Genomic DNA, 23,421 nt, shown 5'->3' on the forward strand with positions numbered 1-23,421 from the left:
CAGCCGGGCCGTGAAGGGGGTCGGGGCCGTGCCGGGGGACCCGATGTGACAGATTGGGCGTCGTGCCGCCGCCGACGCTGCATCACAGCTCGGATCGCTTGCGTCAACGCCGGACCAATAGGATAACCCGCCCGTGTAGCCCGGGACCACGAAGTCCCAGCCGGAGCCCCCCGCGCGGCCCCGCGCGCGAGGCGTTCGGTCAGGGAGTGGGACATGGGTACGGCGATCGGCAGGCACGGGCCCTGGGCCCTCGTGGGGGCGCTCGGCGCCGCGGCGCTGGCGATCGTGGCGAGCCAGCGCGGCGAGACGATCAATGCCCTCTGGATCGTGGTCGCGGCGGTCTGCGTCTACCTCATCGCCTACCGCTACTATTCCCAGTTCATCGCCGACAAGGTGATGCGGCTCGACCCGAAGCGCGCGACCCCCGCGGTGCGCCACAACGACGGGCTCGACTACGTGCCCACCAACCGCGGCGTCCTGTTCGGCCACCACTTCGCGGCGATCGCGGGCGCGGGCCCGCTGGTCGGCCCGGTGCTCGCCGCCCAGATGGGCTACCTGCCCGGCATGCTGTGGATCCTGGCCGGCGTGGTCCTCGCGGGCGCCGTGCAGGACTTCATGGTCCTGTTCGTGTCGATGCGCCGGGACGGCCGCTCGCTCGGCGAGCTGATCCGGGCCGAGCTCGGCACGATTCCCGGCATCATCGCCCTGTTCGGCACCTTCCTGATCATGGTGATCCTGCTCGCCGTGCTGGCGCTGATCGTCGTCAAGGCGCTGGCCGAGAGCCCCTGGGGCACCTTCACGGTGATGTCGACGATCCCGATCGCCATGCTGATGGGCGTCTATTCGCGCTACATCCGGCCGGGCAAGATCGGCGAGGTCTCGATCCTCGGCTTCGTCCTGCTGATGCTGGCGATCGTCGCCGGCGGCTCGGTGGCGGCGAGCCCGGTCTGGGGGCCGGCCTTCACCTTCACGGGCCCGCAGCTCTGCTGGATGCTGATCGGCTACGGCTTCGTGGCGTCGATCCTGCCGGTCTGGCTGCTGCTGGCCCCGCGCGACTACCTGTCGACCTTCCTCAAGATCGGCACCATCGTCGGGCTGGCGCTGGGCATCGCCTTCGTCGCCCCGCACATGCAGATGCCGGCGGTCACCAAGTTCGTGGACGGCACCGGCCCGGTCTGGGCGGGCAGCCTGTTCCCGTTCCTGTTCATCACCATCGCGTGCGGCGCGGTCTCGGGCTTCCACGCCCTGATCTCGTCGGGCACCACCCCGAAGCTGATCGCCAGCGAGTCCGACGCCCGCTTCATCGGCTACGGCGGCATGCTGATGGAATCCTTCGTGGCGATCATGGCGCTGGTCTCGGCCTGCGTGATCGACCCGGGCGTCTACTTCACCATGAACTCGCCCGCGGCCCTCGTCGGCACGACGCCCGAGACCGCCGCCGCCGCGGTGACCAAGCTCGGCTTCGCCACGACGCCGGAGGTCATCACTCAGACCGCCGCCGACGTCGGCGAGCACACGATCATCTCGCGGGCCGGCGGCGCGCCGACCCTCGCGGTCGGCATGGCCCACATCATCTCGTCCGCCATCGGCGGCAAGGCGATGATGGCCTTCTGGTACCACTTCGCGATCCTGTTCGAGGCGCTGTTCATCCTCACGGCGGTGGACGCGGGCACCCGCGCCTGCCGGTTCATGGTGCAGGACCTCGTGGCGCTCGCGGTGCCGTCGTTCAAGAACACCACGTCGTGGGGTCCGAGCATCGCGGCGACCGCCATCTCGGTGGGGGCCTGGGGCTACTTCCTGTACCAGGGCGTGACCGACCCGCTCGGCGGCATCAACACCCTGTGGCCGCTCTTCGGCATCTCGAACCAGATGCTGGCCGCGGTGGCGCTGACGCTCTGCACGGTGGTGATCTTCAAGATGAAGCGCGAGCGCTACGCGTTCGTGACCATCATCCCGACCGCGTGGCTGTGCATCTGCACCCTCACGGCCGGCTGGCAGAAGATCTTCTCGGCCGACCCGAAGATCGGCTTCCTGGCCCACGCCGAGCGCTACGCGGCCGCCGCCGCGGAGGGCAAGATCCTGGCGCCTGCCAAGAACGCCGACCAGATGAGCCAGATCATCCTCAACGACCGGATCGACGCGGTGCTGGCGGCCCTGTTCATCGGCCTCGTCGTCGCCATCGCGGGCTTCGGCATCGCCGCCTGCGTGAAGGCGTGGCGCGCGGACCGCTGGACCGCACTGGAGACCGAGCCGCACATGGTCCCGGCGGAGTAGGAGGTCCCATGCTGCCGTCGTCGAACCTGCGGGACCGGATCCGGACGCTGTCCAAGTGCGTCTGCGACGGCGCCCGCCTGATGGTCGGGCAGGGGGACTACGCGGCCTATGCCGAGCATGTCCGCCGCACCCATCCCGACCAGGCGCCGATGAGCGAGGTGGAGTTCTTCCGCAACCGGGAGAACGCCCGCTTCGGGGTCGGCAACACCGCGGGCTTCCGCTGCTGCTGACAGGCGGCCGGTGAGCTTGGTCGTCCTTGCTTCGCTGCGCGCGCGATGACGGCGGCGTGTCCTCGCCGCGGACCGGGCCCCGCTCGCTGCGCGGACCCGATCGGGCCCGGCCGGCGTTCTCCACGTCGGAGGGCCGCCCGGCCCTCGCCAAATGCGGAAGGCCGATGACCGACCAGAGCGTGCAGGACCCGATCGAGCCCCGGGCCGTCAACACCGCCCATGCCTGGGAGCGGGCCTACTGGGCGCGCCGGTTCATGGTCCCGGTGGAGCAGGTCGAGGCCGCCGTGGCGGCGGTCGGCGACGATCCGGCCCGCGTGGCCGCCCATCTCGGGCGGGACTGGCCGGGCCACGAGCCCGCCACCTGATCCCGCCGCGCCAGGACTAGTCCTCCGCGATCCCGGGCTTAAGCTCGGCCGCATCTTGACTCCGCCGCCACAATATCCGCCATCTCAGGCCCGACGGGAGGTCGGCATGAGCATTTTCCAGGACGCCATCCTTCGGTTCGGCCGCACGATCATGTCGTACGCGGGCGACGCGGTCTTCCTGCAGGCCGCGGTCTCGTCCGCCGCTAACGTCATCGTGGCCGATGGCGACGTGGGCGAGGAGGAGATCGAGTCGGCGATCACCGGCATCCGCGCCAACCCGATCCTCGAGAAATCCTACGACACGCTGCGCGTCGAGCAAGAGCTCTACGAGGCGATCACCCGGGCCAAGACCCGGGCCGGGCGGCTGGAGAACCTGCGCCATGTCGGCGCCATCGCGGATCGGCCGATCGAGCAGCGCCAGGACGTGTTCCTGATCGGCGCGGACGTGGCCGATATCGACGGCATCAGCGAGGTCGAGCACAAGGCGCTCGACGAGATCGCCGGGGCGCTGCAGGTCGACAAGTCCGCCCTGCTGCGCTGATCCGGCCGGCCCGTCGCCCGGCAGACCCCGGGACGGCGCGCCGGGAACGCTCTCCCCGTCCGGCACCCGCATCCCGAGGTGACGCGGCCCGGCCCGCCGGGCCGGGTCTTCGCGGACGCCGGCGCGGGCGCGAGGCCGCCGCCATCCCGAACCTGCGGCGACGCGGCCCGTCCCTTGCCTGACCGGACGTGATAGCGAAACAGTCCGGGTTTAGCCGGTGAGCCGGTATACAACGCGGAGTTGCCGGCCCGGGGCCGGACGGCGGAGACCGCATGGGCCTCGTCCTCTACGCGCTCAAGTTCCGGATCACGACCTACGTGCTCGCGGTCCTGATGATGCTCGGCGGCGTCGGGGCGATCGTCGTCGCGCCGAAGGACGTGCTGCCGGTCGTCGACATCCCGGTCGTCGTGGTGGTCTGGACCTATACCGGCCTCTCGGCGCCGGAGATGGAACAGCGCATCACGACCTACGCCGAGTACGGCATCTCCAACAACGTCAACAACATCCGCCGCATGGAGTCGACGACGCTCCAGGGCACGGCGGTGCAGCGGATCTACTTCGAGCCCACCGTCAGCCTCAATCTCGCCATCGCCCAGGTGGTGTCCTCGACCAACTCGATCCGCGCCGTGATGCCCCCCGGCACGCAGCCGCCGGTGATCGTGCGCTACTCCGCCTCCTCGGTGCCGGTGATCCAGCTCGCCCTGACCTCGGCCAAGGAGAGCCTCAACCAGGTCTACGACTACGCCCAGTACCGGATCCGTCAGACCCTGGCGCAGGTCCCGGGCTCGACCCTGCCGTCGCCCTTTGGCGGCGCGCCCCGGCAGATCATGGTCGACCTCGACCTCAACGCCCTCCAGGCGCTCGGCCTGACGCCGCTCGACGTCACCAACGCCATGACGGCCCAGAACCTGACCGTGCCGTCCGGCCTCGCCAAGATCGGCGAGCAGCAGTACCCCGTCCAGCTCAACGGCACCCCGCCGTCGATCGAGACCCTGAACCTCGCGCCGATCAAGGTGGTGGCCGGCCAGCCCGTGCTGGTGCGCGACGTCGCCTATGTCCGCGACGGCGGCCCGCCGCAGGTCAACGTGGTCAGCGCCGACGGCCAGCAGGCGGTGCTGATGCAGATCATCAAGAACGGCAACGCCTCGACCTTGAGCGTGGTCAACAACGTCAAGGCGGCGATGCCGACGATCCGCGCCGCCGCACCCGAGGGGCTGGCGATCAAGCCGCTCTTCGACCAGTCGGTCTACGTCTCGAACGCCATCGAGGGGGTGCTCCACGAGGCGCTGACCGCGGCGGCCCTGACGGGCCTCGCCATCCTGCTGTTCCTCGGCTCCTGGCGCTCGACGATCATCGTGCTGATCTCGATCCCGCTCTGCGTCATGACCTCGCTCGCCGTGCTGGCGGCGCTCGGCGAGACCATCAACGTGATGACGCTGGGCGGCCTGGCGCTCGCGGTCGGCATCCTGGTGGACGACGCCACGGTGGCGATCGAGAACACCTACCGGCTGTTCGAGGAGGGCGAGGAGTTCCGCGAGAGCGTGGTCCACGGCGCCGCCGGCATCGCCAAGCCGGCGCTGATCTCGACGCTCGCGATCTGCGCGGCCTTCACGGCCGTGTTCGCGCTCACCGACACGCCGAAATACCTGTTCACCCCGCAGGCGCTCGCGGTCGTGTTCGCGATGCTGACCTCCTACCTGCTGTCGCGGACCCTGGTGCCGCTCCTGATCGACGTGATCGTGGCGCCGGAATACCGCCAGAAGCACGCGAAAGACCGGGACGCGCACCCGGCGCAGCACGCGGCGCCCCGGCGGGGCCGGATCGCCCGAGCCGTCGGCCTCGTGGGCGCCCCCGCGCTGCGGCTCGCCGGCCGGATCCACGGCGCGTTCGAGCGCGGCTTCGCGCGGTTCCACCGGGGCTATGTCGGGCTGCTCCACGCGGTGCTGCGCCACCGCATCGTCACCCTGGGCGCCGTCGGCGGCGTGCTCGGCATGACCGGCGTGCTGTTCGCCTTCGTCGGCCAGGACTACTTCCCGCAGATCGAGGCGAGCCAGATGACCATGCATCTGCGCACCCGCGTCGGCATGCGCATCGAGACCGCCCGGCAGGTCTTCGCCGAGGTCGAGGACACGGTCCGCGAGGTGATCCCGGCGGGTGAGGTCGACCAGATCCTCCAGAACATCGGCCTGCCGTCGAACAACTACAACTTCGCGTTCTCGGACGGCTCGTTCGTCTCCTACAATGACGGGCAGATGCTGATCAGCCTGAAGGAGGGGCACGGCCCGGTTGCGGGCTACATGAAGCGCCTGCGCGAGGTGCTCATGAAGCGCTTCCCCGACGTGGTCGTCTACTTCCAGCCCGCCGACATGATCACTCAGATCCTGAACTTCGGCGTCCTCACGCCGATCGACGTGCAGGTCTCCGGCCGCCACAAGGAGAAGGACCTGGAGGTCGCCCAGCGCATCGTGCAGCGGCTGAAGCACACGAAGGGCCTCGTCGACGTCCACCTGCAGCAGATCGTCAACGAGCCGCAATTCTACGTCGACGTCGACCGGCGCCTCGCCTCCGAACTCGGCCTGACCGAGCAGCAGGTGGCGCAGAACATGAACATCTCGCTGTCCGGCAGCTACCAGGTCACGCCGAACTTCTGGCCGGACCCAAAGACCGGCATCCCCTACCAGCTCTGGGTGCAGACGCCCGAGTACCGCAACAGCTCGCTCACCGACCTGCGCAACACGCCGATGTTCGTGCGCGCCGCCGCGACCTCCGGCTCCGGCCCCGGGGTGCTGACCCTGCTGTCGAGCCTCGCGGACATCCGCCGGACGCCGACGCAGACCATGATCAGCCACGTCAACATCCAGCCGACCTTCGACATCTTCGCCTCGGTGCAGGACCGGGACCTCGGCTCGGTCGCGCGCGAGATCGACAGGATCGTCGAGGACGAGCAGAAGAACCTCGAGGCGCCGGACAAGATCGTCGTCCGCGGCCAGATCGAGAACATGCGCTCGGCCTTCTTCCGCCTGGAGATCGGCCTCGGCATCGCGCTGATCGCCGTCTACCTGCTGATGGCGGTGAACTACCAGAGCTGGGGCGACCCGTTCGTGGTGATCGCCGCCCTGCCGATGGCCTTCTGCGGCATCACCTTCGCGCTGTTCGTGACCGGCACGCCGTTCTCGATCCCGTCGATCTTCGGGGCGATCATGTCGGTGGGCATCGCCTCGGCGAACTCGATCCTGCTCGTCACCTTCGCCAAGGAGCACCGGGAGGAGACCGGGTGCAGCGCCCTGGAGGCGGCGATCACGGCGGGCGAGACGCGGCTGCGGCCGGTGCTGATGACCGCCTCGGCGATGTTTCTGGGGCTCATCCCGATGGCCTTGGGCACCGGCGAGGGCGGTGAGCAGAACGCCGCGCTCGCCCGCGCGGTCATGGGCGGCATCGCCTTCGCGACGCCCGCGACCCTGCTGCTTGTGCCCTTCCTCTACGTGCTGATGCGCGGCGGCCCGGCGCAGCCGGTGCAGGATTACCTGGAGCCGGAGGGCCGCCCGGCGGCGGCGTGAGGGACGGCGGCGCGTCGCGCGCCGCGGCCGGTGTCGCTGGCCCGATCCGGATGCCTGACCGTCGGATCCCGATCGGGGGGATGCCCTTGCGGGTCGCTCACCCCTCCTTGAAGCCGTATTCCGGCGTGTCGTCGTCGTTGCCGTAGTACTTGTACGGCAGGAACTTGCCCGACATGGTGAGCTTCACGCGGTCGCCCTTGTTGTTGGCCTCCCGGGCCATGTCCATGTTGAAGTCGATCGCCGACATGATGCCGTCGCCGAACTCCTCCTGGATCAGCTCCTTGAAGGTCGTTCCGTAGACCATCACCAGCTCGTAGAACCGGTAGATCAGCGGGTCGGTGGGCGGCATGGACGGGATCGAGCCGCGATAGGGCGGCTCGTTGAGCATCCGCTCCTCGGCGGGGGTGAGGCCGAAGAGCTCGGCCGCCCGCTTGGCCTGGGCCTTCGGGAGCTTCATCTGGCCCATGCAGGCCGCGGTGATCAGGAACGGCGACAGGCCGCCGATCTCCGCGTGGATGTGCTTCCAGCTCCACCCCTTCTCGCGCTTGATGTCGAGAAGCTTCTCGGTGAGGTCTTCGCGCTTCATCGTCGGCTCCCGGATCTCGATCTGCGATGGGTCCGGTGAGGCCGCGCGCTCCGCGGCCCCACCCACCCGGTGCGGGTGCGCGTCCGGACCGCGACCGGTGAGGGGGGACGGTCGCGTCCGGACGCGGACATCCGCCGGGCGTCGTCGCGGCGCGCCTTCGGGAGCGGTGCCGGCCGACGGGCGGACAGCCTCACTCGGCAAAGGGTGTGCCAGAAGGGATGCCGGAGAAATCGCTCGGTCTGCCAGAGGTTTGGGTCGCCGGATGTCGCTCACGACATCTCGTTGGAAACGAGATATCGTGAGCCAATGACGATATCTCGTGAGTCCGGTGCTGCCGGAAGCTTCGGGCCGGTCTTCGAGGCGAGCCCGGATCCCATGCTGGTCCTCGCGCCGGAGGAGGACCGGGTCGCGGACGCCAACCCGGCGGCGGCGCGCCTCCTCGGCTACGGCCGCCCGGCGCTGCGCGGCGCGCGGGCGAGCGCCCTGTTCCCGGGCCAGCTCCCGGCGCTCACGGTCTTCACCGAGGCCGCGCTGGCCCGGGGGCACTGGTGGACGCGCACATTGGCGCCGCGCGACGCGGCCGGACGCGACCTGCGGGTCGAGACCGCGGCCTTCCCGCTCCCGGGCGACGCGATGCGCCTCCTCGTCACCCTGGCGGACCCGGACACGCTCCACCGCCGCCAGGTCGACGGCGAGGCCGAGGCCCACATGCGCGCCGGCCTCTCGGAGTGGCAGCGCGTGGAGCGCATCTTCCGCGACATCGAGCGGGGCAACCAGCTGATCCTGCGCGCGGCCGGGGAGGGGATCTACGGCGTCAACGCGGAGGGCGTGACCACCTTCGTCAACCCGGCCGCCGCGCGCATGCTCGGCTGCGATGCCGCCGACCTCGTCGGCCGGGACATGCACGCCGCCGTGCACCACACCCGCCCGGACGGGAGCCACTACCCCCACCGCGACTGTCCGATCTACGCGGCGTTCCGGGACGGGACCGTGCATCAGGTCGATCACGAGGTCTTCTGGCGCGCCGACGGCACCGCCTTCCCGGTCGAGTACACCTCGACGCCGATCCGCGACCGGGGGCGCCTGCTCGGCGCCGTCATCGTGTTCCGCGACATCAGCCAGCGCCGTGAGGCCGAGGCCCGCCTGACGAGCGCGCTCGCCGAGGTCGACTCCCTCCGGGAGCGCCTGGAGCTGGAGAACGCCTACCTGAAGGAGGAGATCCGGGCCGAGCGCCAGCACCAGGGCATCATCGGCCGCTCGCCCGCCATCGCGGCGACGCTCCGGCAGGTCGACCGCGTCGCCGCCACCGACGCCACCGTGCTGATCACCGGCGAATCCGGCACCGGCAAGGAGCTGATCGCCCGGGCGATCCACGAGGGCAGCCGCCGCAGTGCCCGCCCGATGATCCGCGTCAACTGCGCGGCGATCCCCCGCGAGCTGTTCGAGAGCGAGTTCTTCGGCCACGCCAAGGGCAGCTTCACGGGGGCGCTGCGCGACCGGATCGGCCGGTTCGAACTCGCCGACGGCGGCACGCTGTTCCTCGACGAGGTCGGCGAGATCCCCCTCGACCTCCAGGGCAAGCTGCTGCGCGTCCTGCAGGAGCGCTCGTTCGAGCGGGTCGGCGAGGCGCGCACGCGGGCGGTGGACGTGCGCGTGGTCGCGGCCACCAACCGGGACCTGCGCGCCGAGATCCGGGCGGGCCGCTTCCGGGAGGACCTCTACTTCCGCCTCAACGTCTTCCCGATCCAGGCGCGGCCCCTGCGCGAGCGGCCCGAGGACATCCCGCCGATCGCCCAGCACCTGCTCCGGGTCGCCGCGCGCCGCCTCACCGTCCCGGAGCCGCGCCTCACGGAGGGCGATGTCCGCCGCCTCTGCCGCTATTCCTGGCCCGGCAATGTCCGGGAACTGGAGAACGTGATCGAGCGGGCGGTGATCCTGTCCGCCCGGGGGCGCCTCCGCCTCGACCTGCCCGACGGTGAGGCGACCGGACCCGCGGACGCGGCCAGCCCGGCCGCGCCGCCCGGCGGGCGGCCCGCCACCGAGGCCGAGCGCCGGGCGCGCGACCGCGCCGAGATCGTCGCGGCCCTGGCGCTGGCGGGCGGCCGGATCTCCGGGCCGGGCGGCGCGGCCGCGCTCCTCGGCCTTCGGCCGACGACGCTGGCCTCGCGGATCAAGGCACACGGGATCCCGCGCGGCTGATCCGGCGGGCCCTTGATCCGATCTTAAGGCCGCTGTGCCAAAGCTCGCGCCGGGCTTTCCCCGCGAAGGCGCAGCGTCCCCGACCGATGCACGACCTCTCCGATCCCGTCACTCTCCCGGCCGGCACCGTCCTGTTCGAGGAGGGGGCGATCGGGCACTGCGCCTACCTGATCCTGAGCGGGCGCATCGCGATCTTCCGGCGGCGCGACGGCGGTGAGGCCGTGCTCGCCCGGCGCGGCCCCGGCGAGATCTTCGGCGAGATGGCCATCCTCGACGCCCTCCCGCGCTCCGCCGGCGCGCGCGCCGAGGCGGATTGCGTGCTCGTCCCGGTGGACGCGGCGCAGATCCGCCAGCGGCTCGCCGGCGCCGATCCGATCCTGCGCCTCTGCCTCGAGGGACTCATCGCCCGGTTTCGCGAGACCCTGCCCCGCCTCGGGCCGGCTTCCGCCGAGGGGCTTCAGGCGCCGCCGTCGCCCTCCGCCCGCGCCGATTTCGACGCGACGGTCGCATCGCTCGCGCAGGAGCGCGCCCTGCGGCGCGCCCTGGCCCGGGACGAGTTCGCGCTGTTCCTGCAGCCGATCGTGCGGCTCGCCACCGGGCGCCTCGCCGGCTTCGAGGCCCTGATCCGCTGGCACGATCCCGAGCGCGGGCTCGTGCCCCCCGCCGCCTTCATTCCGGCCGCCGAGGCGAACGGCCTGATCCTGGCGATCACCGCCTGGGTGATCGACGCGATCGGCCGGATCGTGCCCCGCATCCTGCAGGCCGGCCTGCGCGCGCCCGCCTCCGTCGAGCCCTCCCTGTTCGTGAGCTTCAACGTCACGGCCCAGGATCTCGCCCGCGCGGACATACCGGGCCTCGTCGACGCGATGCTGCGCCGGACCGGCCTCGCGCCCGGCGCCCTCAAGATCGAGGTCACCGAGAGCGCGCTGATGCAGGATCCGGCCGGGGCCGCGGCCGCCCTCGCGCGCTGTCGCGCCGCCGGCCTCGGCATCGCGGTGGACGATTTCGGCACCGGCTACTCCTCGCTCAGCCATCTCAGCACCCTGCCGATCACCACGCTCAAGGTGGACCGGGCCTTCGTCCGGGCGATGCTGGCGGAGCCGCGCGATCGCCGGATCGTCCAGACCATCCTGCGGCTCGCCGAGGAGATCGGGGTGGCGGCGGTCGCGGAGGGCATCGAGGGCCGCGCCGAGGCGGAGGCCCTCGCGGCGATGGGCTGCGCCCTGGGCCAGGGCTACCATTTCGGCCGCCCGATGCCGGAGGCCGACGCCCTCGCGGCGGCGGCGGCCTGGAACGCCGAGGCGTGGCGCGTCGGGCTCTCCGGGGAGGCTGATCCGGGGCGGCACGGGTTCCACGTCCGGGCCTGACGGATTCCCGGGCCCGGCGCGGTCTTTCGCCACCCCCGCGAGCGTGGTTTCGATGCACCGGGCGGGCGGGAAGCGCGCGGCTCCGGGCGGAAACGCTTGCATCCGGTGCGTGTTTTCGGACCATGCGTCTTCGGGTCTCGGAGGCGGGCTTTGGGCGGAGACGAGCGGGACGGGCAGATGGCCGAAGGGGCTGCGGGGGCATCCGCGCATCCGGCGCCCTGGGAATTCGTGCTGCCGGAGGAGACGGCCACCGAGGATCTCGGCCTGTTCCTGTCCGAGTTCCTGATGCCCGGGGACGTCGTGGCTCTGTCCGGCGGCCTGGGTGGTGGCAAGACCACGCTCGCCCGCGCGGTCATCCGCGAGCTCGCCGGCGACCCGCGCCTGGAGGTGCCGAGCCCGACCTTCACGCTGATCCAGCCCTACGCGGCCCGCGACGGCCGGCCGATCGTCCACGCCGACCTGTACCGGCTGCGCGACCCCGACGAATTGGTGGAACTCGGCTTCGACGAGATGGCCGAGGGCGCGATCACCCTGGTGGAGTGGCCCGACCGGATGCCGCCCCGCGCCGGCCCGGTGCTGACCGTGGACCTGTCCCTGCGGGCGGAGTTCGGCCCCGAGGCGCGGCTCGCGCGGATCGACGGCACCGGCGGCATGCGCGCCCGCCTCGACCGGGCCCGCGCGGTGCGCCGCCTCCTCGACCGCAGCGGCTGGGACATCGCCGAGCGGACCTTGATGCAGGGGGACGCCTCTTCCCGCGCCTACGAGCGCCTGACCAAGCCCGACGGCACCAGCGCCGTGCTGATGATCGCGCCGCCGCGACCCGACGGGCCGCCGGTGCGGGACGGCAAGCCCTACAGCGCGATCGTGCACCTCGCCGAGAGCGTCCACGCCTTCGTGGCCCTCGACCGCGGCCTGCGGGCACTCGGCTTCTCGGCCCCGAAGATCTACGGCGAGGACCTGACCGAGGGCCTGCTCATCCTGGAGGATCTCGGCAGCGAGCCGGTGATCGAGGGCGGCGCCCCGCGGCCCGAGCGCTACGCCGAGGCGGTGCGCGTGCTGGCCAAGCTCCACGCCAACCCGCTGCCCCCGGTCCTGCCCGTGGCCGAGGGGATCGAGCACAGGCTGCCGCCCTACGACATGGAGGCGCTGCTGTTCGAGGCGGAGCTGATGCCCGAATGGTACGCCCCGGCGATCCGGAACGTCAGCCTGTCGGCGGAGACGCGGGCGGCCTTCGTCGATCTGTGGCGGGGGGCGCTCCAGGGCGCGATCCCGGACCGGCCGACCTGGACCCTGCGCGACTACCATTCCCCGAACCTGATCTGGCTGCCCGAGCGCGACGGGCTGGAGCGGGTCGGGCTGATCGATTTCCAGGACGCCGTCATGGGCCACCCGGCCTACGACGTCGCCTCGCTGCTGCAGGATGCCCGGGTCGATTCCAGCGCGGAGTTCGAGCTGCGGCTCCTCGGCCTCTACGCCCGCGAGCGCCGCGGCCGGGACCCGACCTTCGACGTCGGCGCCTTCGCCACCGCCTACGCGCTGCTGGCGGCCCAGCGGGCCACCAAGATCCTCGGCATCTTCGCGCGCCTCGACCGGCGCGACGGCAAGCCCGGCTACCTCGCCCACCTGCCGCGGATCGAGGGCTACCTCGCCCGCAACCTCGCCCATCCGGCGCTCGCCGGTCTGCGGGCTTGGCACGCGGACCATCTGCCGGGCCTCGTCGCCCCGGCGCCCGACCCCTGACCACCGGATTCCCGACCGCATGAGCGATCCCAGCCCCGCCGTCAGCCGCGCCTTCGTCCTGGCCGCGGGCCTGGGCAAGCGCATGCGGCCGGTGACCGCCACCGTGCCGAAACCCCTGGTGGAGGTGTCCGGCAAGGCCCTGCTCGACCACGCCCTCGACCGGGTCGCCGAGGCCGGGATCGGAAGCGCAGTCGTCAACGTCCACTACCTCGCCGACCTGATCGAGGGGCACCTCGCGCGCCGGGCCGAGGGGGCGGCCCCGGGACCGGCCACGACCGTCTCCGACGAGCGCGCGGCGCTGCTGGAGACGGGCGGCGGCATCCGCAAGGCGCTGCCGCTCCTGGGCGACGCGCCGTTCGTGGTGCTGAACTCGGATTCGTTCTGGCTCGAGGGGCCGGCCTCCAACCTGCGCCGGCTGATCGAGACCTGGGACGGGGACCGCATGGACGGCCTGCTGCTGGTGGCACCGACCGCCACCAGCCTTGGCTACGAGGGCGCCGGGGATTTCGTGATGGATCCGGACGGCCGCCTGGAGCGCCGCGGCGAGCGCGCGGTGGCGCCGTTCATCTACGCGGGGGTGGCGATCCTCACGCCGGGCCTCTTCGCCGACACGCCGGAGGGCGCCTTCTCGCTCAACCTGCTGTTCGACCGGGCGATCGCGGCGGGGCGGCTGTTCGGGATGCGGCTCGACGGCCAGTGGCTGCATGTCGGCACGCCGGAGGCGATCCGGGCCGCGGAGGAGCGCGTTCGCGCGAGCGCCCGGGCCCCGTAGAGAGCCGGATCCGGGGCACGATGCGCGGAGCGCGAAGTCCTTGTCCGAAGTGTCTTGCCAAGCCGGATCTGAGCCTCTAGAAGCCCCTTCACACCGGCGGGCCGAGAGCCCGCCGCCGTGTCAGGCGCCCGTAGCTCAGCTGGATAGAGCACCAGACTACGAATCTGGGGGTCAGAGGTTCGAATCCTTTCGGGCGCGCCATCAACTACCTGTTTTTGCTGGATAATCAGGAACGCCGGGCCAGCGACGGTTGGCGAGTTTGCAAGCGGTTTGCATACTCCGTGGCCGACGACTTTTCCCACCTTTCGATTGCACGATCAGCCAGTCCGCCGGATCGCGCCAAATAGCGGTCGAGGATCTGGGTCACGCTCGCCAGCTTATGGCCGGTGATTGCCGCGATTTCCTGGGGCGTGGATCCGACTTCCGAAAGCAGCGTGATGGCAGTTCCTCGTAGGTCGTGGAAGTGCAACGCTACCGGGGCTCTGAAGCCGAACAGTCTGGCCCGATCGAGCTGTGCTTCGCGCGTCGCTCGATGCCACGTACGAGCGAAATACCGCTTCCCGAACGGACGGCCGGACTTCGTGGTGACGATGTGCGATGTCGTCTGATCCATCCCATCGAGCGTGCCGCGTAACGCCTCGGTACACGGGATCCTCATGAGCGGCGCTGCCCGTCCATGCCGCGCGTTCTTGCCCTGCCTCAGCCAAATATTCTTGCCGTCGTATGCCGACCACTCCAACCCCAAAATATCGGCCTGCCGCTGTCCGGTGTGCAGCGCGAGCATGAGCGCCCGCTGTAACTCTAGCGGCGCCACGCTCATGAACGCCTCGATATGCTCGGGCAGCCAAATAATCTCCGATCGATCGGCGCTGTGTAAGCGTTCAAATCCGCGAACGTGATTGGAGTGGATGTGACCCCGGCGCTTGGCCCACGTAAGCATGGCTGACAGCACCGAAAGCCTGTTGTCTGCCTCACGCTCTCCCGAGCCGGTCGCCACCCTGTCCCGCCATTCCATGAAAACAGTAATGACTTCGTGGTCCTGAAGAGCTAAAACCGGCATATCGCCAAATTCTGGCTCCATAGTTGTGAGCATGCGCCGGTATTCCCTTTGCGTGCTTAATGCCAACTTCTTATTGAACTCCGGCGAGTCAGTGTATCGCCGGATGAGCCAAACCACATTCTGTGTTGTTTGCGAGCGACGGATGCTCGCCTCAGCGGCGGCGTAACTGGATCGAAATTCAACCGTCCCCGGCAGTCCAAAGATTCTGGTCTTGGTTGCGCGGTGATAATAATAAATAATTTCAGTGCCGTCCGCGCGCCACTTGCGGACGATGTTGATCCCCGGCAGTTCGCTGATCACGTCGCATCTTCCACTGTTGTAGGTGATCAGCCTCCTTCAGTGGGGGAGCACAGGAATTAACCCGGCCGAGAAAAGAATCAATTTCGGCTACCAGCCAGCGCTTGGTGCCACGCAATGGGCCGGGGACGAGCCCAAGCTTCATCCACCGGGTAAATTGGCCGGGGGTGATACGGCACAGCTCCGCAGCCTCAGCCTTCGTGACACACCGGGGCGACAACAAACTGGTATCCGACATCGTTCTCGAACGCGCTGCCAACAACCGTCCCTGGCTCGCCGTGCGGAGCGCTGCACGTGCATGCCGGAAGCGCGAAAGTCGCGTTCCTGAGTACATATAACGGCGGGACGATCTCGTGAGCTGGTTGTGCCTTTCGTGCCCTCGTAACCAGCGCTCAATCCTACCTAGTGTAAGCCTAAATATCCCTGGCCCAACTTCAGCGAGGAACGATTCAGGCGTATGCGTATCGACGAACTCGGGGGTAAAATTTGATGACGGCTGGAGCGCCGGAGCCGATCCCCAGCGGACCTAGCAGTCAGTCTGACGGCGGGATCGCGGCATATGCACGGTTGCGCGAGCAGCTGCGCCCGCTGCTGGAGCACGGTCGGATCGGGCGATTCGACCACGTCGAGCTAATCGAAGTCACGGCCACACCACGCGACGCTCAACCCCTGAACGTCCTTTCGCTGGCCGTTCTTGCGGAAGGCCGCCCGGACGTGGGGGATGCCGATCGACCGCAGTTTTTGACACCACGGATACGGGTGGAGAGCTTCCGCAACTGGTCCTTTGGCGTCGCGCGCACGCTCCGACCCTTGCCGGCTCTTGATCAAACCCTCGAAAATTATGCGCAAACTGGGGTGTGGGCGCTGAGCGGCTGTTCCCTCCAAGTCGGTGCTCTGCGGCCCGAGCCCCCGATGTTTGCGCCCCCTGATGGCTCGGTGGCTGTCCCGCTCAATAGGGTCCTCAAAAACAATTTTTGGGCTGGGTCATACGTGTTCCGCCTGCTTGATCGGCAGAAGCTGCACCTCACCCCCTTCTTCGCCGACCGCCGCCGCCTGCAGCAACTTTCCGACGCGGTGTCGGCCGCCGTTCCGATTGCCTTCGCTGGCTTGGCGGACCTGTTGGGGGATGTGCTGATACAGGTGCCGGTCACTGTCGTCGTGCCCGGTGTCGTGGTGCCCCGGGACGGCGACCATTTGCGGCTTGATACGACATGGCGGCCGGGGACGTCGCCTCGTGCCCTGACGGCTACCGCGCGCGCCAAATGGGACGAACTCCTGACGGGCGCCGTGGTCAGCGAGCAGCTCGAACGCGGCGGCAACCTAGCGATCGACGGCCGGCAGCGGCCCATCGAGATGGAGGTGCTCGACGTTGGGACGGGCGCGCTTCTGATCGCGACCGCGCCGACCTCGGTGTTCAGAGGGCTCACGCTCAACAGCCACATGCGGCGGCACGAACCCCGGCTGTTCAGCGCCGCGGACCATGACGGCGTCATTAGGCCGGAGCGCGTCGGTCTCATCGCGACGACGAGGACCGTCGTCGGCGAGAATCCTAGCCAGGACGCCGACTTCTGGCTCGGTCGGCGCCAAAACCTCGAAGAGGGCCGCCGCTTGGAGGAGACGCGCGATTTCGTCCAGTACCGGCCGGCCGCCGGCTCGTCGGCGGAGCGGGCTCGCGCTCTGGCCGACATCCGCTTCCTCATCGCACGACATGGCGAGGGGGGGGTGGACCTGTGGGATCCCTACCTCACCGCCGCCGATCTCCTTCAGACACTGTTTTGGTGCCCCCACGGCGGAGTACTCTTGAGGGGCCTGAGCGACGGAAGCGATCCGCCACGCGTGACGCGACCGGGAGGGGCCGAGCCGGGGTCGGTGCAGCCACCGCCGGCCTCATTCGCGGATCGCCAGCGGGGCCTCCTCGCTCGCCACGGCGGCAACCTGGAGGGCCTGAGGTTGGAGTACCGCAACAGCCGGGGACCCGGCGGCTGGGCGTTCCATGACCGGTTCCTGATCTTCCCGAACGGCCCGAACGGTCCGCTGGCGTGGTCGCTGGGCACGTCCGTCAACAGCCTGGGCAACGCGCACCACATCCTGCAGCGCGTCTCGAACCCCGCGCTGATCGCCGGGGCCTTCCAGGATCTCTGGTCCGCGGTGGACCAGCCGGAGCACGTCGTCTGGAGGTCGTGGTGACCGCGCGGGTGCGGGCACTCGTCCGCCTCCTGGAAGCTTGGGATGGTCAGGTCGAGCCGCCCGTCGCCGTAGAGGCCGTGATCCGGGAGGGCGGGTCCGCGGTGACCAACGCCACGCTCGACAGCTTGTCGGCCGCGGCCCGCCGGGACCTCGGTGACGTGCCGACCGCGCTCGCGGCCCTGCCGACGCTGGACTCGGATGAGGTGCGCAGGTTGTCCGCGCGCCTCGGTTGGGTCGTGCACACGCTGTGCGAGCTGGGCCCGGGCACTGACAACGCCGTGCAAAGGTTCGAAGCGGCTTTGGTCTGCGCGGCTTTCTGGGATGAGGCCGGGGGTTTCTGGGAGGCGGCGCGATCGCGGTTCGTCGAACGGGAATTCATCCCGGCGGGCCTCCGGGCAGTCATCCGGGGCCGGGCGCCACACGCTCATGTCCCAGCGAATGCGCCAGTCTGGGAGCGCGAGCACTTGGCCTTCCTGCAAGACGCGGAGCGGGCGGGCGATTGGGCGCAGCTTGCGGAGCTGGCCCACGCCTTCCCGCGCTTACCAAACCTCGACGCCGCCGCGATGCAGGCGCTTCACGGATTGCTCGCGCTGGACCGCCCCAGCCTGATCCGCCTCGTCAATGGCGTCGAGAGTTGGACGCATGGTCATTTGCTGTTGGGGCCGTTGCCTCTCGAAGAGGCCTTCCGTGTCGCTGTTGAAACCGCCAGCCCGCATGCCCGGTTCGCCGCGGTCGAGCGTGTCGTGCGGCGAGAGAGGCGCACCCTCACCCTCGATGAAGGGGCGGCCCTCACCGATCTGCTCACCGTCCTCGCGGCCGACGAGCGCTGGTGGCCCAGTTGGCTCGCGGTGTGCAACCGCTACCCCGTCCGCAACCCGCACATGCAGGAATCCCTTGGCCGTGCGCTCGCCTGTGCCAGCGACGGCGCACTCGAAGCTTACGTGTACAGCATCTCGCTTAGCACCCTGGGCGGCGATGGGCGCGCCGCTGTCACTGGCTGCCTGACGGCATTTCGAGTCCATGCGGACGCCGAACGGCGGCGCGTCCTCTGGAGGAGCGCCCACGAGCGGTGGCGGGCGTGGGACTTCGACGTGGGTGACCGGGACAGGAACCTGACTGGGATTGCGACCACCGAACTCGACTATGCCGTCGTGGGCTGGCTCGTCGAAGGGCACTCCGGGAGCGCGTCGGACCCGGACGCAGAATTTGCGCGCGGCCTTCACGAACTGGACCTCGGTTGGCACGCGTCTGTCAGCGTGGCGATCTCGACCTTCTTTCGGCTCCTCTCGCGCTACCAAATCACCGCCCACGCGAGGGGCGTATCGCCAGACGGCAACGACTGGCTCCCGGGCCCGGGCGTTCATTTGCCGCCGGCCGCAGCCGAACCGTTCGTCCGCCGTCGCTATCACTGGGACGGGAGTTGAGGACGGAAACACGCGCAGCGAGCGCCGCCGTCCTCTGCTGCATCGAACTTCACGCGTCGGACAAACTCAGCGACGGAAAGGTCGTGATATGTCTGACGCGAGCTTTTTCCACCACTCGACGGGTACGCGTTTCATGTTCTCGGCGATGCTCTTACCGCGCTCTCGCCTGAAGTCGCCATAACCGTGGCCGCGTCCGTTGGACGAAGCGCCCGGTGGACGCTGCCCACGCCGATCCCGAGCCGCTTGGCGATCTTGGCCATGCTCAGCCCCTCCGCTGCCAACGCCTCGATCTCGCCGGCACGGGCTCGCGCGGTCGGCTTACGCCCCTTGTACAGCCCGGCGGCCTTGGCCTTGGCGATGCCCTCGCGCTGGCGCTCCAGCATCATCTCCCGCTCGAACTGCGCCACGCCGGCCAGCACGTTGAGCATCAGCTTTCCTGTCGAAGTACCCGTATCAACGCCTAAGCTCATGATGCGCAGCGCCACACCCTTGGCTTCGAGCCCGGTCAGAATCTCGCCCATATGCGTCACTGATCGGGCCAGCCGGTCGAGCTTGGTCACCACGAGCGTGTCGCCCTCCCGGACGAACTCCAGCGCCGCCGTCAGCTGCGGGCGTTTCGCGACCGACGACACTTGCTCGCTAAACAACCTTTCGCAGCCTACGCGCTCCAGCTCGCGAAGTTGCGCCTCAAACCCGGCCTCTTGGTCGAGAGTGGAAACTCGGGCGTACCCCACCAGCATGCTGAACCTCGGCGAACCGTTCCAATAGACTCATTGACATTGGACACGATCGCATTCCAAAAATCAAAGTGATTTTATCGGAATAGAATTTGGGGCGTGGTGGAACGCTCCACATGACCAAGCCCTATTGGACTGACTGCGCTATTGCGCTCGGTGCATGAGTTGCTCGTAATTGGTCGAGGCAGACACAAAGACTCTAGGCAGGGCGTCGAACCCTCGAGCTGACGCTTTAAACACCAGCCCAAAGTGCATGTTCGAACTTGACACGGTAGATTTGGCACACCGGAGGCTGCAGCCTCCCATCGATCCGAATCCATGGGAAATTTCTGATTTTTGTAACGCGAGAGCGCTAGCCGATAAAGTCCGTTGAGCGAATGCAGCCCCGCCTCCTAATCGTTGGGCTCCGGGAGCAACAACGTGATTTGCTTCTGTTGCGGTTCAAGCTAAGCTTCTCACATATAACAATTTATCAGGCGCGTGCTTGTGAAAATGGCTGCCACAATGAATGCAACTGTTCCCTCCTCACCGGTCCTGGCAGGTCCTCCAGGTCGGTTGGATGCATCCGTTGATGATGAAACTTATGAAGCCGGCTCCGGAAACATCGTTGTAATAACTATCAAGAACCCGTTCAATGTTCCGGTAAGAATAATTGAACTTAAAGAACCCAGATCTTCGAATTTAAAATCCTCAACGCAGAACACTGTCGCACCGTCGATAATCCGTGGATCTTCTAGTCAATTCGCCTCGGGGCTGAAACATGCATTTGGAAGTGTAGTAGGTTACAGTATAGGTTTTGGCGGGTTGAAGGCTGAATTTACGTCGCAAAAAAAGAGTAGCAGTTTGGAGATCAATGCCGATGGGGATTCAACCGTAGACATCGGATCAATAGGAGCTACTTTAGATCAATACAGCAACGTCAGAGTTAATGCAAGTGGCGCTGCGAAAATAATAGCCACAGCACCTTCATCTTATCCAGATAAATTAGATAATATTATAATACAGCCTCATTGTGAAATAAATGCTTATCTTGACATTTACACCCGTGGCTGGCTGTTCTTCAAGCCAACAAAGCTGAAATTGAAGTCAGAATTGCATTATTGCCTCGGAAGCGACAACACGGAATTCACTCAGGTGCTGTCTCTAAATTTTGATGCTCGGCCTCCTCTTCGCTCAATCATTATAGGCTCTATCATTGGTGCGGCGCTGGGATGGATTGCGCGTTTTGTGAAATTGTTTTCTGAAATACCTACAGATATTTTGCAAATTTCTGCCAAAGAATTCATCTATCTTGGCGTTATGCTGGGCGGATCCGTGGTAATGTCCATCATTTCTGCCATGGCTTTATCGCGAAAAACTGGAGCCCAGGGATTTATTACGGTTGAAGATTTTTTTGGTGGCTTTGTTATAGGAGCTTTGGTTGGTTATCAGGGCACTGCGTACTTTGAAAACTTGCTGACACAGGCTGTGCCCGCAAATAATCCAGCTTCGCCAGCAGGGTAATGCCCAATCAACAAACATTTGGAGGTTGGTTCGTCGCATCGGCTAGCCGAAAATTAGACTCATAAAACAGCCGCAGCTCTCTAGGCGCGCGTTTGTTCCTAACGCTGTTTCACGCGGTTGAATTGGAAGCACTTAACTTCGCAGCAATTTGCCCCAGCCGATGAGCATCATGCTACCGGCGGCTAAAAGCCTGCCCCGTCGATACCACCATTCCTACGGCTTAGGACTCGGCGAAGATGATCAGCTCGTCGGGCCCGTGCGTCGGCGGGATGATGCGCTGGACCTCAACCACATCGTGTTGAACCGAGATCAGGCGGCCGCCTTTGTCGTAGATGCAGGCGTACCGAACCATGCATGCGAGCGCGGAGCCTGGAACAATCGGCACCGCCCCGGCGCGGAACCGCTGCAACTACACCTCGTCGAGAATCGCGGCCGTCACCGTGTCGCGGCCGTGCTTAAACTCCCACTTTGCCTCGCCGAGATAATCCGGCCGGCGAACCAGCAGGTTCATCGGCAGAACGCCGCTCAACGTGCAACCCTCGGCCTCCGTAACGAACTCACTTGGGCGCTTGGTCTCAGCCACGTTAGCCTCGTACACCCCGGCATCTGTCGTCAGCAGGAGCCGATCGCTGGGCGACAGCGCAGACTGGCTAGCCTGGATTTGATCGAGCGGCTTCACGAGGTCGCGTAGTTCTATCTGCGCTGGTTGAGGGAGATGCCGAATTGGTGAGGATTCGGTGAGCACCTGGAGATCATCACGGAGCTGTTTCAGGCGTTGGCCTTCGTTTTCCGCATGCTTGGCGTCGAGATATTCTAGGGTGCGGTGCTTACCCTTCACGAGGATTGAGCCGACCGCCTTCTTCCAATCTCCCGATTTCAACACTTCGTCGTCCGACTGGCGCAACCGCGTACGTACCCATGCGGTTATCGAGCCGGCTTCGACATCCTCCAACACCATCAGGGGCACGATGCGCGGGTCGAGGGCCGCGACGACGACACGATCGAGCGCTTCCAGACCCTCTAGGATCGTAACCAGTCCACCGAACACACGGCGCGGGTTGGGGGCGCCCTTCGCGAAATCGATCGTCACGCCAAGGTCGGCATCCGCAGGCTTCATGATTGGCGTCTCGGAATAGATCGGCCGGGCCATAGTACCTGCAACCTTGGGTATGGCGAGCCTGCTGTGCGCAGCAATCTGATAATCCCATTGGCAAGGGTATCGACACTTGACCTGACCGGCTGGCTTTGGACCGGGCTGATTGAGAGGATCAGCCAGGACCGAAGGAGTCGGACATGCGGCGAGGTCAGAAGACGAGCGCGGAGCAGGTCGTGATGAAGCTGCGCCAGATCGAGGTGCAGACGGCACAAGGCAAGAGTTTAGCGCTGGTGTGCAAGGAGGCGGAGATCTCCGAGCAGAGCTATTACCGCTGGCGCAAGGAGTACGGCGGCCTCCAAGTCGACCAGGCCAGGAAGATGAAGGACCTGGAGCGCGAGAACGCGCGGCTGCGCCGGCTCGTAGCTGACCTGTCCTTGGAGAAGCAGGTGCTGGCGGACGTCGCCTCGGGAAACTTGTAGCCCCCGAGCGACGCCGGCAGGCGGTCGACGGGATCCGGGAGATGTACGGCCTCTCGGAACGTCACGCCTGCCGGATCGTCGGTCAACACCGCGGCACGCAACGCTACGTGCCGACCGTGCTGGCCGACGAGGATGAGCTGACCCGCGCCGTCATTGCCCTGGCGTCCGAGTACGGACGCTATGGCTATCGCCGCGTCACCGCGCTGCTACAGACAGCCGGCTGGCAGGTGGGCAGGGATCGGGTTCAGCGCATCTGGCGTCGCGAGGGGCTGAAGGTCCCGCAGAAGCACCGGCCGGGCAGCCGGCTTTGGCTGAATGACGGCTCGTGCGTGCGACTGCGGCCGCTCCACCGCAACCACGTCTGGAGCTTCGACTTCGTGCAAGCGCGGACCCACGACGGACGCTCGCTCCGGGTCCTGACGCTGATCGACGAGCATAGCCGGACTTGTCTGGCGCTGAAGGTGGCGCGACGCATCAACAGCGTCGGCGTGATCGAGACGCTGGCCGACGCCATGTGCCTGCACGGCATCCCGAAGCATATCCGCTGCGATAATGGCCCTGAGATGATCTCGAAGGCGCTGCGCAAATGGGTCGCCAAAGCCGGAGCACAGATCCAGTACATCGCGCCGGGCTCGCCGTGGGAGAACGGGTACTGCGAGAGCTTCAATAGCAAGCTTCAGGATGAGTGCCTGAGACAGGAGATCTTCTACTCGCTGAACGAGGCACAGATCGTGATCGGTCTTTGGCAAACTACCTACAACCGCGTCCGGCCGCACTCATCCCTGGGCTATCGGCCGCCCGCGCCTGTCAGCTACCCGGATCTGGCCTACCGGCTACCCATGGCAGCGGCCATGCAGTAGCCTCTCAATCGGCTCGGTCCAAAATACCGGTCAAGTCAATTTCACCCGGCGCAACCCGGTTCTTCGACACGTACGCCGACACCAGTTCGACGGTCGCATCAATATGGCTAGCATCCGCAAGCGGATCGGTTTTGGACAACGAAGCAC

The 23,421-nt window shown here is 67.3% G+C and carries 18 protein-coding genes and 1 tRNA gene; 14 read left to right on the forward strand and 5 right to left on the reverse strand.

Annotated elements, in window-relative coordinates:
• Positions 1–213: 213 nt before the first annotated feature.
• The 5 genes from BMY19_RS21890 to BMY19_RS21910 all read left to right on the forward strand — a co-directional run bounded on the left by BMY19_RS21890 (position 214) and on the right by BMY19_RS21910 (position 6,967).
• Positions 214–2,274, forward strand: a complete 2,061-nt coding sequence (locus BMY19_RS21890) for a carbon starvation CstA family protein (protein WP_100252916.1) — start codon at positions 214–216, stop codon at positions 2,272–2,274.
• Between the two features lie 8 nt (positions 2,275–2,282).
• Positions 2,283–2,504 (forward strand): YbdD/YjiX family protein, encoded by a 222-nt coding sequence (locus BMY19_RS21895; protein ID WP_020091282.1) that lies wholly within the window; start codon positions 2,283–2,285, stop codon positions 2,502–2,504.
• A gap of 164 nt (positions 2,505–2,668) precedes the next feature.
• Entirely contained in the window at positions 2,669–2,869 is a 201-nt protein-coding gene (locus BMY19_RS21900; protein WP_091675589.1) for a DUF3606 domain-containing protein, read from the forward strand.
• Between the two features lie 106 nt (positions 2,870–2,975).
• Positions 2,976–3,410, forward strand: a complete 435-nt coding sequence (locus tag BMY19_RS21905) for a tellurite resistance TerB family protein (RefSeq protein WP_020091280.1) — start codon at positions 2,976–2,978, stop codon at positions 3,408–3,410.
• A gap of 272 nt (positions 3,411–3,682) precedes the next feature.
• Positions 3,683–6,967, forward strand: coding sequence for an efflux RND transporter permease subunit (locus BMY19_RS21910; RefSeq protein WP_100252917.1), 3,285 nt, complete (start codon positions 3,683–3,685; stop codon positions 6,965–6,967).
• Between the two features lie 97 nt (positions 6,968–7,064).
• Here the strand turns inward: BMY19_RS21910 and cynS are convergent, their stop codons facing one another.
• Positions 7,065–7,553 (reverse strand): cyanase, encoded by a 489-nt coding sequence (cynS, locus tag BMY19_RS21915; protein WP_100252918.1) that lies wholly within the window; start codon positions 7,551–7,553, stop codon positions 7,065–7,067.
• 306 nt (positions 7,554–7,859) lie between these two features.
• Between cynS and BMY19_RS21920 the strand changes: the two genes are divergently transcribed.
• From BMY19_RS21920 to BMY19_RS21940, 5 genes are all read left to right on the forward strand, one after another.
• The gene (locus tag BMY19_RS21920; RefSeq protein ID WP_100252919.1) at positions 7,860–9,752 is read left to right on the forward strand and encodes a sigma 54-interacting transcriptional regulator; all 1,893 of its coding nucleotides are present in this window, start codon (positions 7,860–7,862) and stop codon (positions 9,750–9,752) included.
• Positions 9,753–9,838: 86 nt separating this feature from the next.
• Positions 9,839–11,119, forward strand: coding sequence for an EAL domain-containing protein (locus BMY19_RS21925; RefSeq protein WP_100252920.1), 1,281 nt, complete (start codon positions 9,839–9,841; stop codon positions 11,117–11,119).
• Between the two features lie 177 nt (positions 11,120–11,296).
• A complete protein-coding gene (tsaE, locus tag BMY19_RS21930; protein ID WP_244534975.1) occupies positions 11,297–12,859 on the forward strand; it encodes a tRNA (adenosine(37)-N6)-threonylcarbamoyltransferase complex ATPase subunit type 1 TsaE in 1,563 nt (520 codons plus the stop codon).
• Between the two features lie 19 nt (positions 12,860–12,878).
• Positions 12,879–13,631: a nucleotidyltransferase family protein gene (locus BMY19_RS21935; protein ID WP_091927888.1), complete on the forward strand. Its 753-nt coding sequence runs from the start codon at positions 12,879–12,881 to the stop codon at positions 13,629–13,631.
• A 124-nt stretch (positions 13,632–13,755) separates the two neighbouring features.
• Positions 13,756–13,832, forward strand: a tRNA-Arg gene (locus tag BMY19_RS21940).
• 25 nt (positions 13,833–13,857) lie between these two features.
• On the opposite strand, the gene BMY19_RS21945 is transcribed toward BMY19_RS21940, so the two are convergent.
• Positions 13,858–14,991: a site-specific integrase gene (locus BMY19_RS21945; protein WP_100252922.1), complete on the reverse strand. Its 1,134-nt coding sequence runs from the start codon at positions 14,989–14,991 to the stop codon at positions 13,858–13,860.
• A 564-nt stretch (positions 14,992–15,555) separates the two neighbouring features.
• Between BMY19_RS21945 and BMY19_RS21950 the strand changes: the two genes are divergently transcribed.
• Positions 15,556–17,175 (forward strand): VPA1262 family N-terminal domain-containing protein, encoded by a 1,620-nt coding sequence (locus BMY19_RS21950; protein WP_139215654.1) that lies wholly within the window; start codon positions 15,556–15,558, stop codon positions 17,173–17,175.
• Positions 17,172–18,599, forward strand: a complete 1,428-nt coding sequence (locus tag BMY19_RS21955) for a hypothetical protein (protein ID WP_139215655.1) — start codon at positions 17,172–17,174, stop codon at positions 18,597–18,599. Before BMY19_RS21950 ends, BMY19_RS21955 begins: the two co-directional genes overlap by 4 nt.
• Positions 18,600–18,730: 131 nt before the next feature.
• Here BMY19_RS21955 and BMY19_RS21960 read toward each other — a convergent pair whose 3' ends face one another.
• Positions 18,731–19,339 carry a recombinase family protein gene (locus BMY19_RS21960; protein ID WP_100252925.1) on the reverse strand — a complete coding sequence of 203 codons (609 nt, stop codon included), beginning with the start codon at positions 19,337–19,339 and terminating at the stop codon, positions 18,731–18,733.
• A gap of 483 nt (positions 19,340–19,822) precedes the next feature.
• Here BMY19_RS21960 and BMY19_RS30520 point away from each other — a divergent pair, with 483 nt between their 5' ends.
• On the forward strand, positions 19,823–20,839 hold the full coding sequence (locus tag BMY19_RS30520) for a hypothetical protein (protein WP_170863016.1): 1,017 nt from the start codon (positions 19,823–19,825) through the stop codon (positions 20,837–20,839).
• Positions 20,840–21,059: 220 nt separating this feature from the next.
• Here BMY19_RS30520 and BMY19_RS30525 read toward each other — a convergent pair whose 3' ends face one another.
• Both BMY19_RS30525 and BMY19_RS21965 read right to left on the reverse strand, forming a co-directional pair.
• The gene (locus BMY19_RS30525) at positions 21,060–21,248 is read right to left on the reverse strand and encodes a hypothetical protein (protein WP_139215657.1); all 189 of its coding nucleotides are present in this window, start codon (positions 21,246–21,248) and stop codon (positions 21,060–21,062) included.
• A complete protein-coding gene (locus BMY19_RS21965) occupies positions 21,249–21,989 on the reverse strand; it encodes a hypothetical protein (protein ID WP_139215658.1) in 741 nt (246 codons plus the stop codon).
• A 143-nt stretch (positions 21,990–22,132) separates the two neighbouring features.
• Between BMY19_RS21965 and BMY19_RS21970 the strand changes: the two genes are divergently transcribed.
• A protein-coding gene (locus tag BMY19_RS21970; RefSeq protein ID WP_100252927.1) for an IS3 family transposase occupies positions 22,133–23,274 on the forward strand; the annotation gives its coding sequence in 2 pieces (ribosomal slippage) (positions 22,133–22,400 and positions 22,400–23,274; 1,143 coding nt in all).
• Positions 23,275–23,421: the final 147 nt, after the last annotated feature.

The sequence above is a fragment of the Methylobacterium sp. UNC300MFChir4.1 genome (assembly GCF_900110155.1).
Classification (GTDB): domain Bacteria; phylum Pseudomonadota; class Alphaproteobacteria; order Rhizobiales; family Beijerinckiaceae; genus Methylobacterium.

Bases quoted from the DNA above. Each gene is read 5' to 3' on its own strand.
- BMY19_RS21890 (WP_100252916.1), top strand. From the start codon at position 214: ATGGGTACGGCGATCGGCAGGCACGGGCCCTGGGCCCTCGTGGGGGCG.
- BMY19_RS21895 (WP_020091282.1), top strand. From the start codon at position 2,283: ATGCTGCCGTCGTCGAACCTGCGGGACCGGATCCGGACGCTGTCCAAG.
- BMY19_RS21900 (WP_091675589.1), top strand. From the start codon at position 2,669: ATGACCGACCAGAGCGTGCAGGACCCGATCGAGCCCCGGGCCGTCAAC.
- BMY19_RS21905 (WP_020091280.1), top strand. From the start codon at position 2,976: ATGAGCATTTTCCAGGACGCCATCCTTCGGTTCGGCCGCACGATCATG.
- BMY19_RS21910 (WP_100252917.1), top strand. From the start codon at position 3,683: ATGGGCCTCGTCCTCTACGCGCTCAAGTTCCGGATCACGACCTACGTG.
- cynS (WP_100252918.1), bottom strand. From the start codon at position 7,553: ATGAAGCGCGAAGACCTCACCGAGAAGCTTCTCGACATCAAGCGCGAG.
- BMY19_RS21920 (WP_100252919.1), top strand. From the start codon at position 7,860: ATGACGATATCTCGTGAGTCCGGTGCTGCCGGAAGCTTCGGGCCGGTC.
- BMY19_RS21925 (WP_100252920.1), top strand. From the start codon at position 9,839: ATGCACGACCTCTCCGATCCCGTCACTCTCCCGGCCGGCACCGTCCTG.
- tsaE (WP_244534975.1), top strand. From the start codon at position 11,297: ATGGCCGAAGGGGCTGCGGGGGCATCCGCGCATCCGGCGCCCTGGGAA.
- BMY19_RS21935 (WP_091927888.1), top strand. From the start codon at position 12,879: ATGAGCGATCCCAGCCCCGCCGTCAGCCGCGCCTTCGTCCTGGCCGCG.
- BMY19_RS21960 (WP_100252925.1), bottom strand. From the start codon at position 19,339: ATGCTGGTGGGGTACGCCCGAGTTTCCACTCTCGACCAAGAGGCCGGG.
- BMY19_RS21965 (WP_139215658.1), bottom strand. From the start codon at position 21,989: ATGGCCCGGCCGATCTATTCCGAGACGCCAATCATGAAGCCTGCGGAT.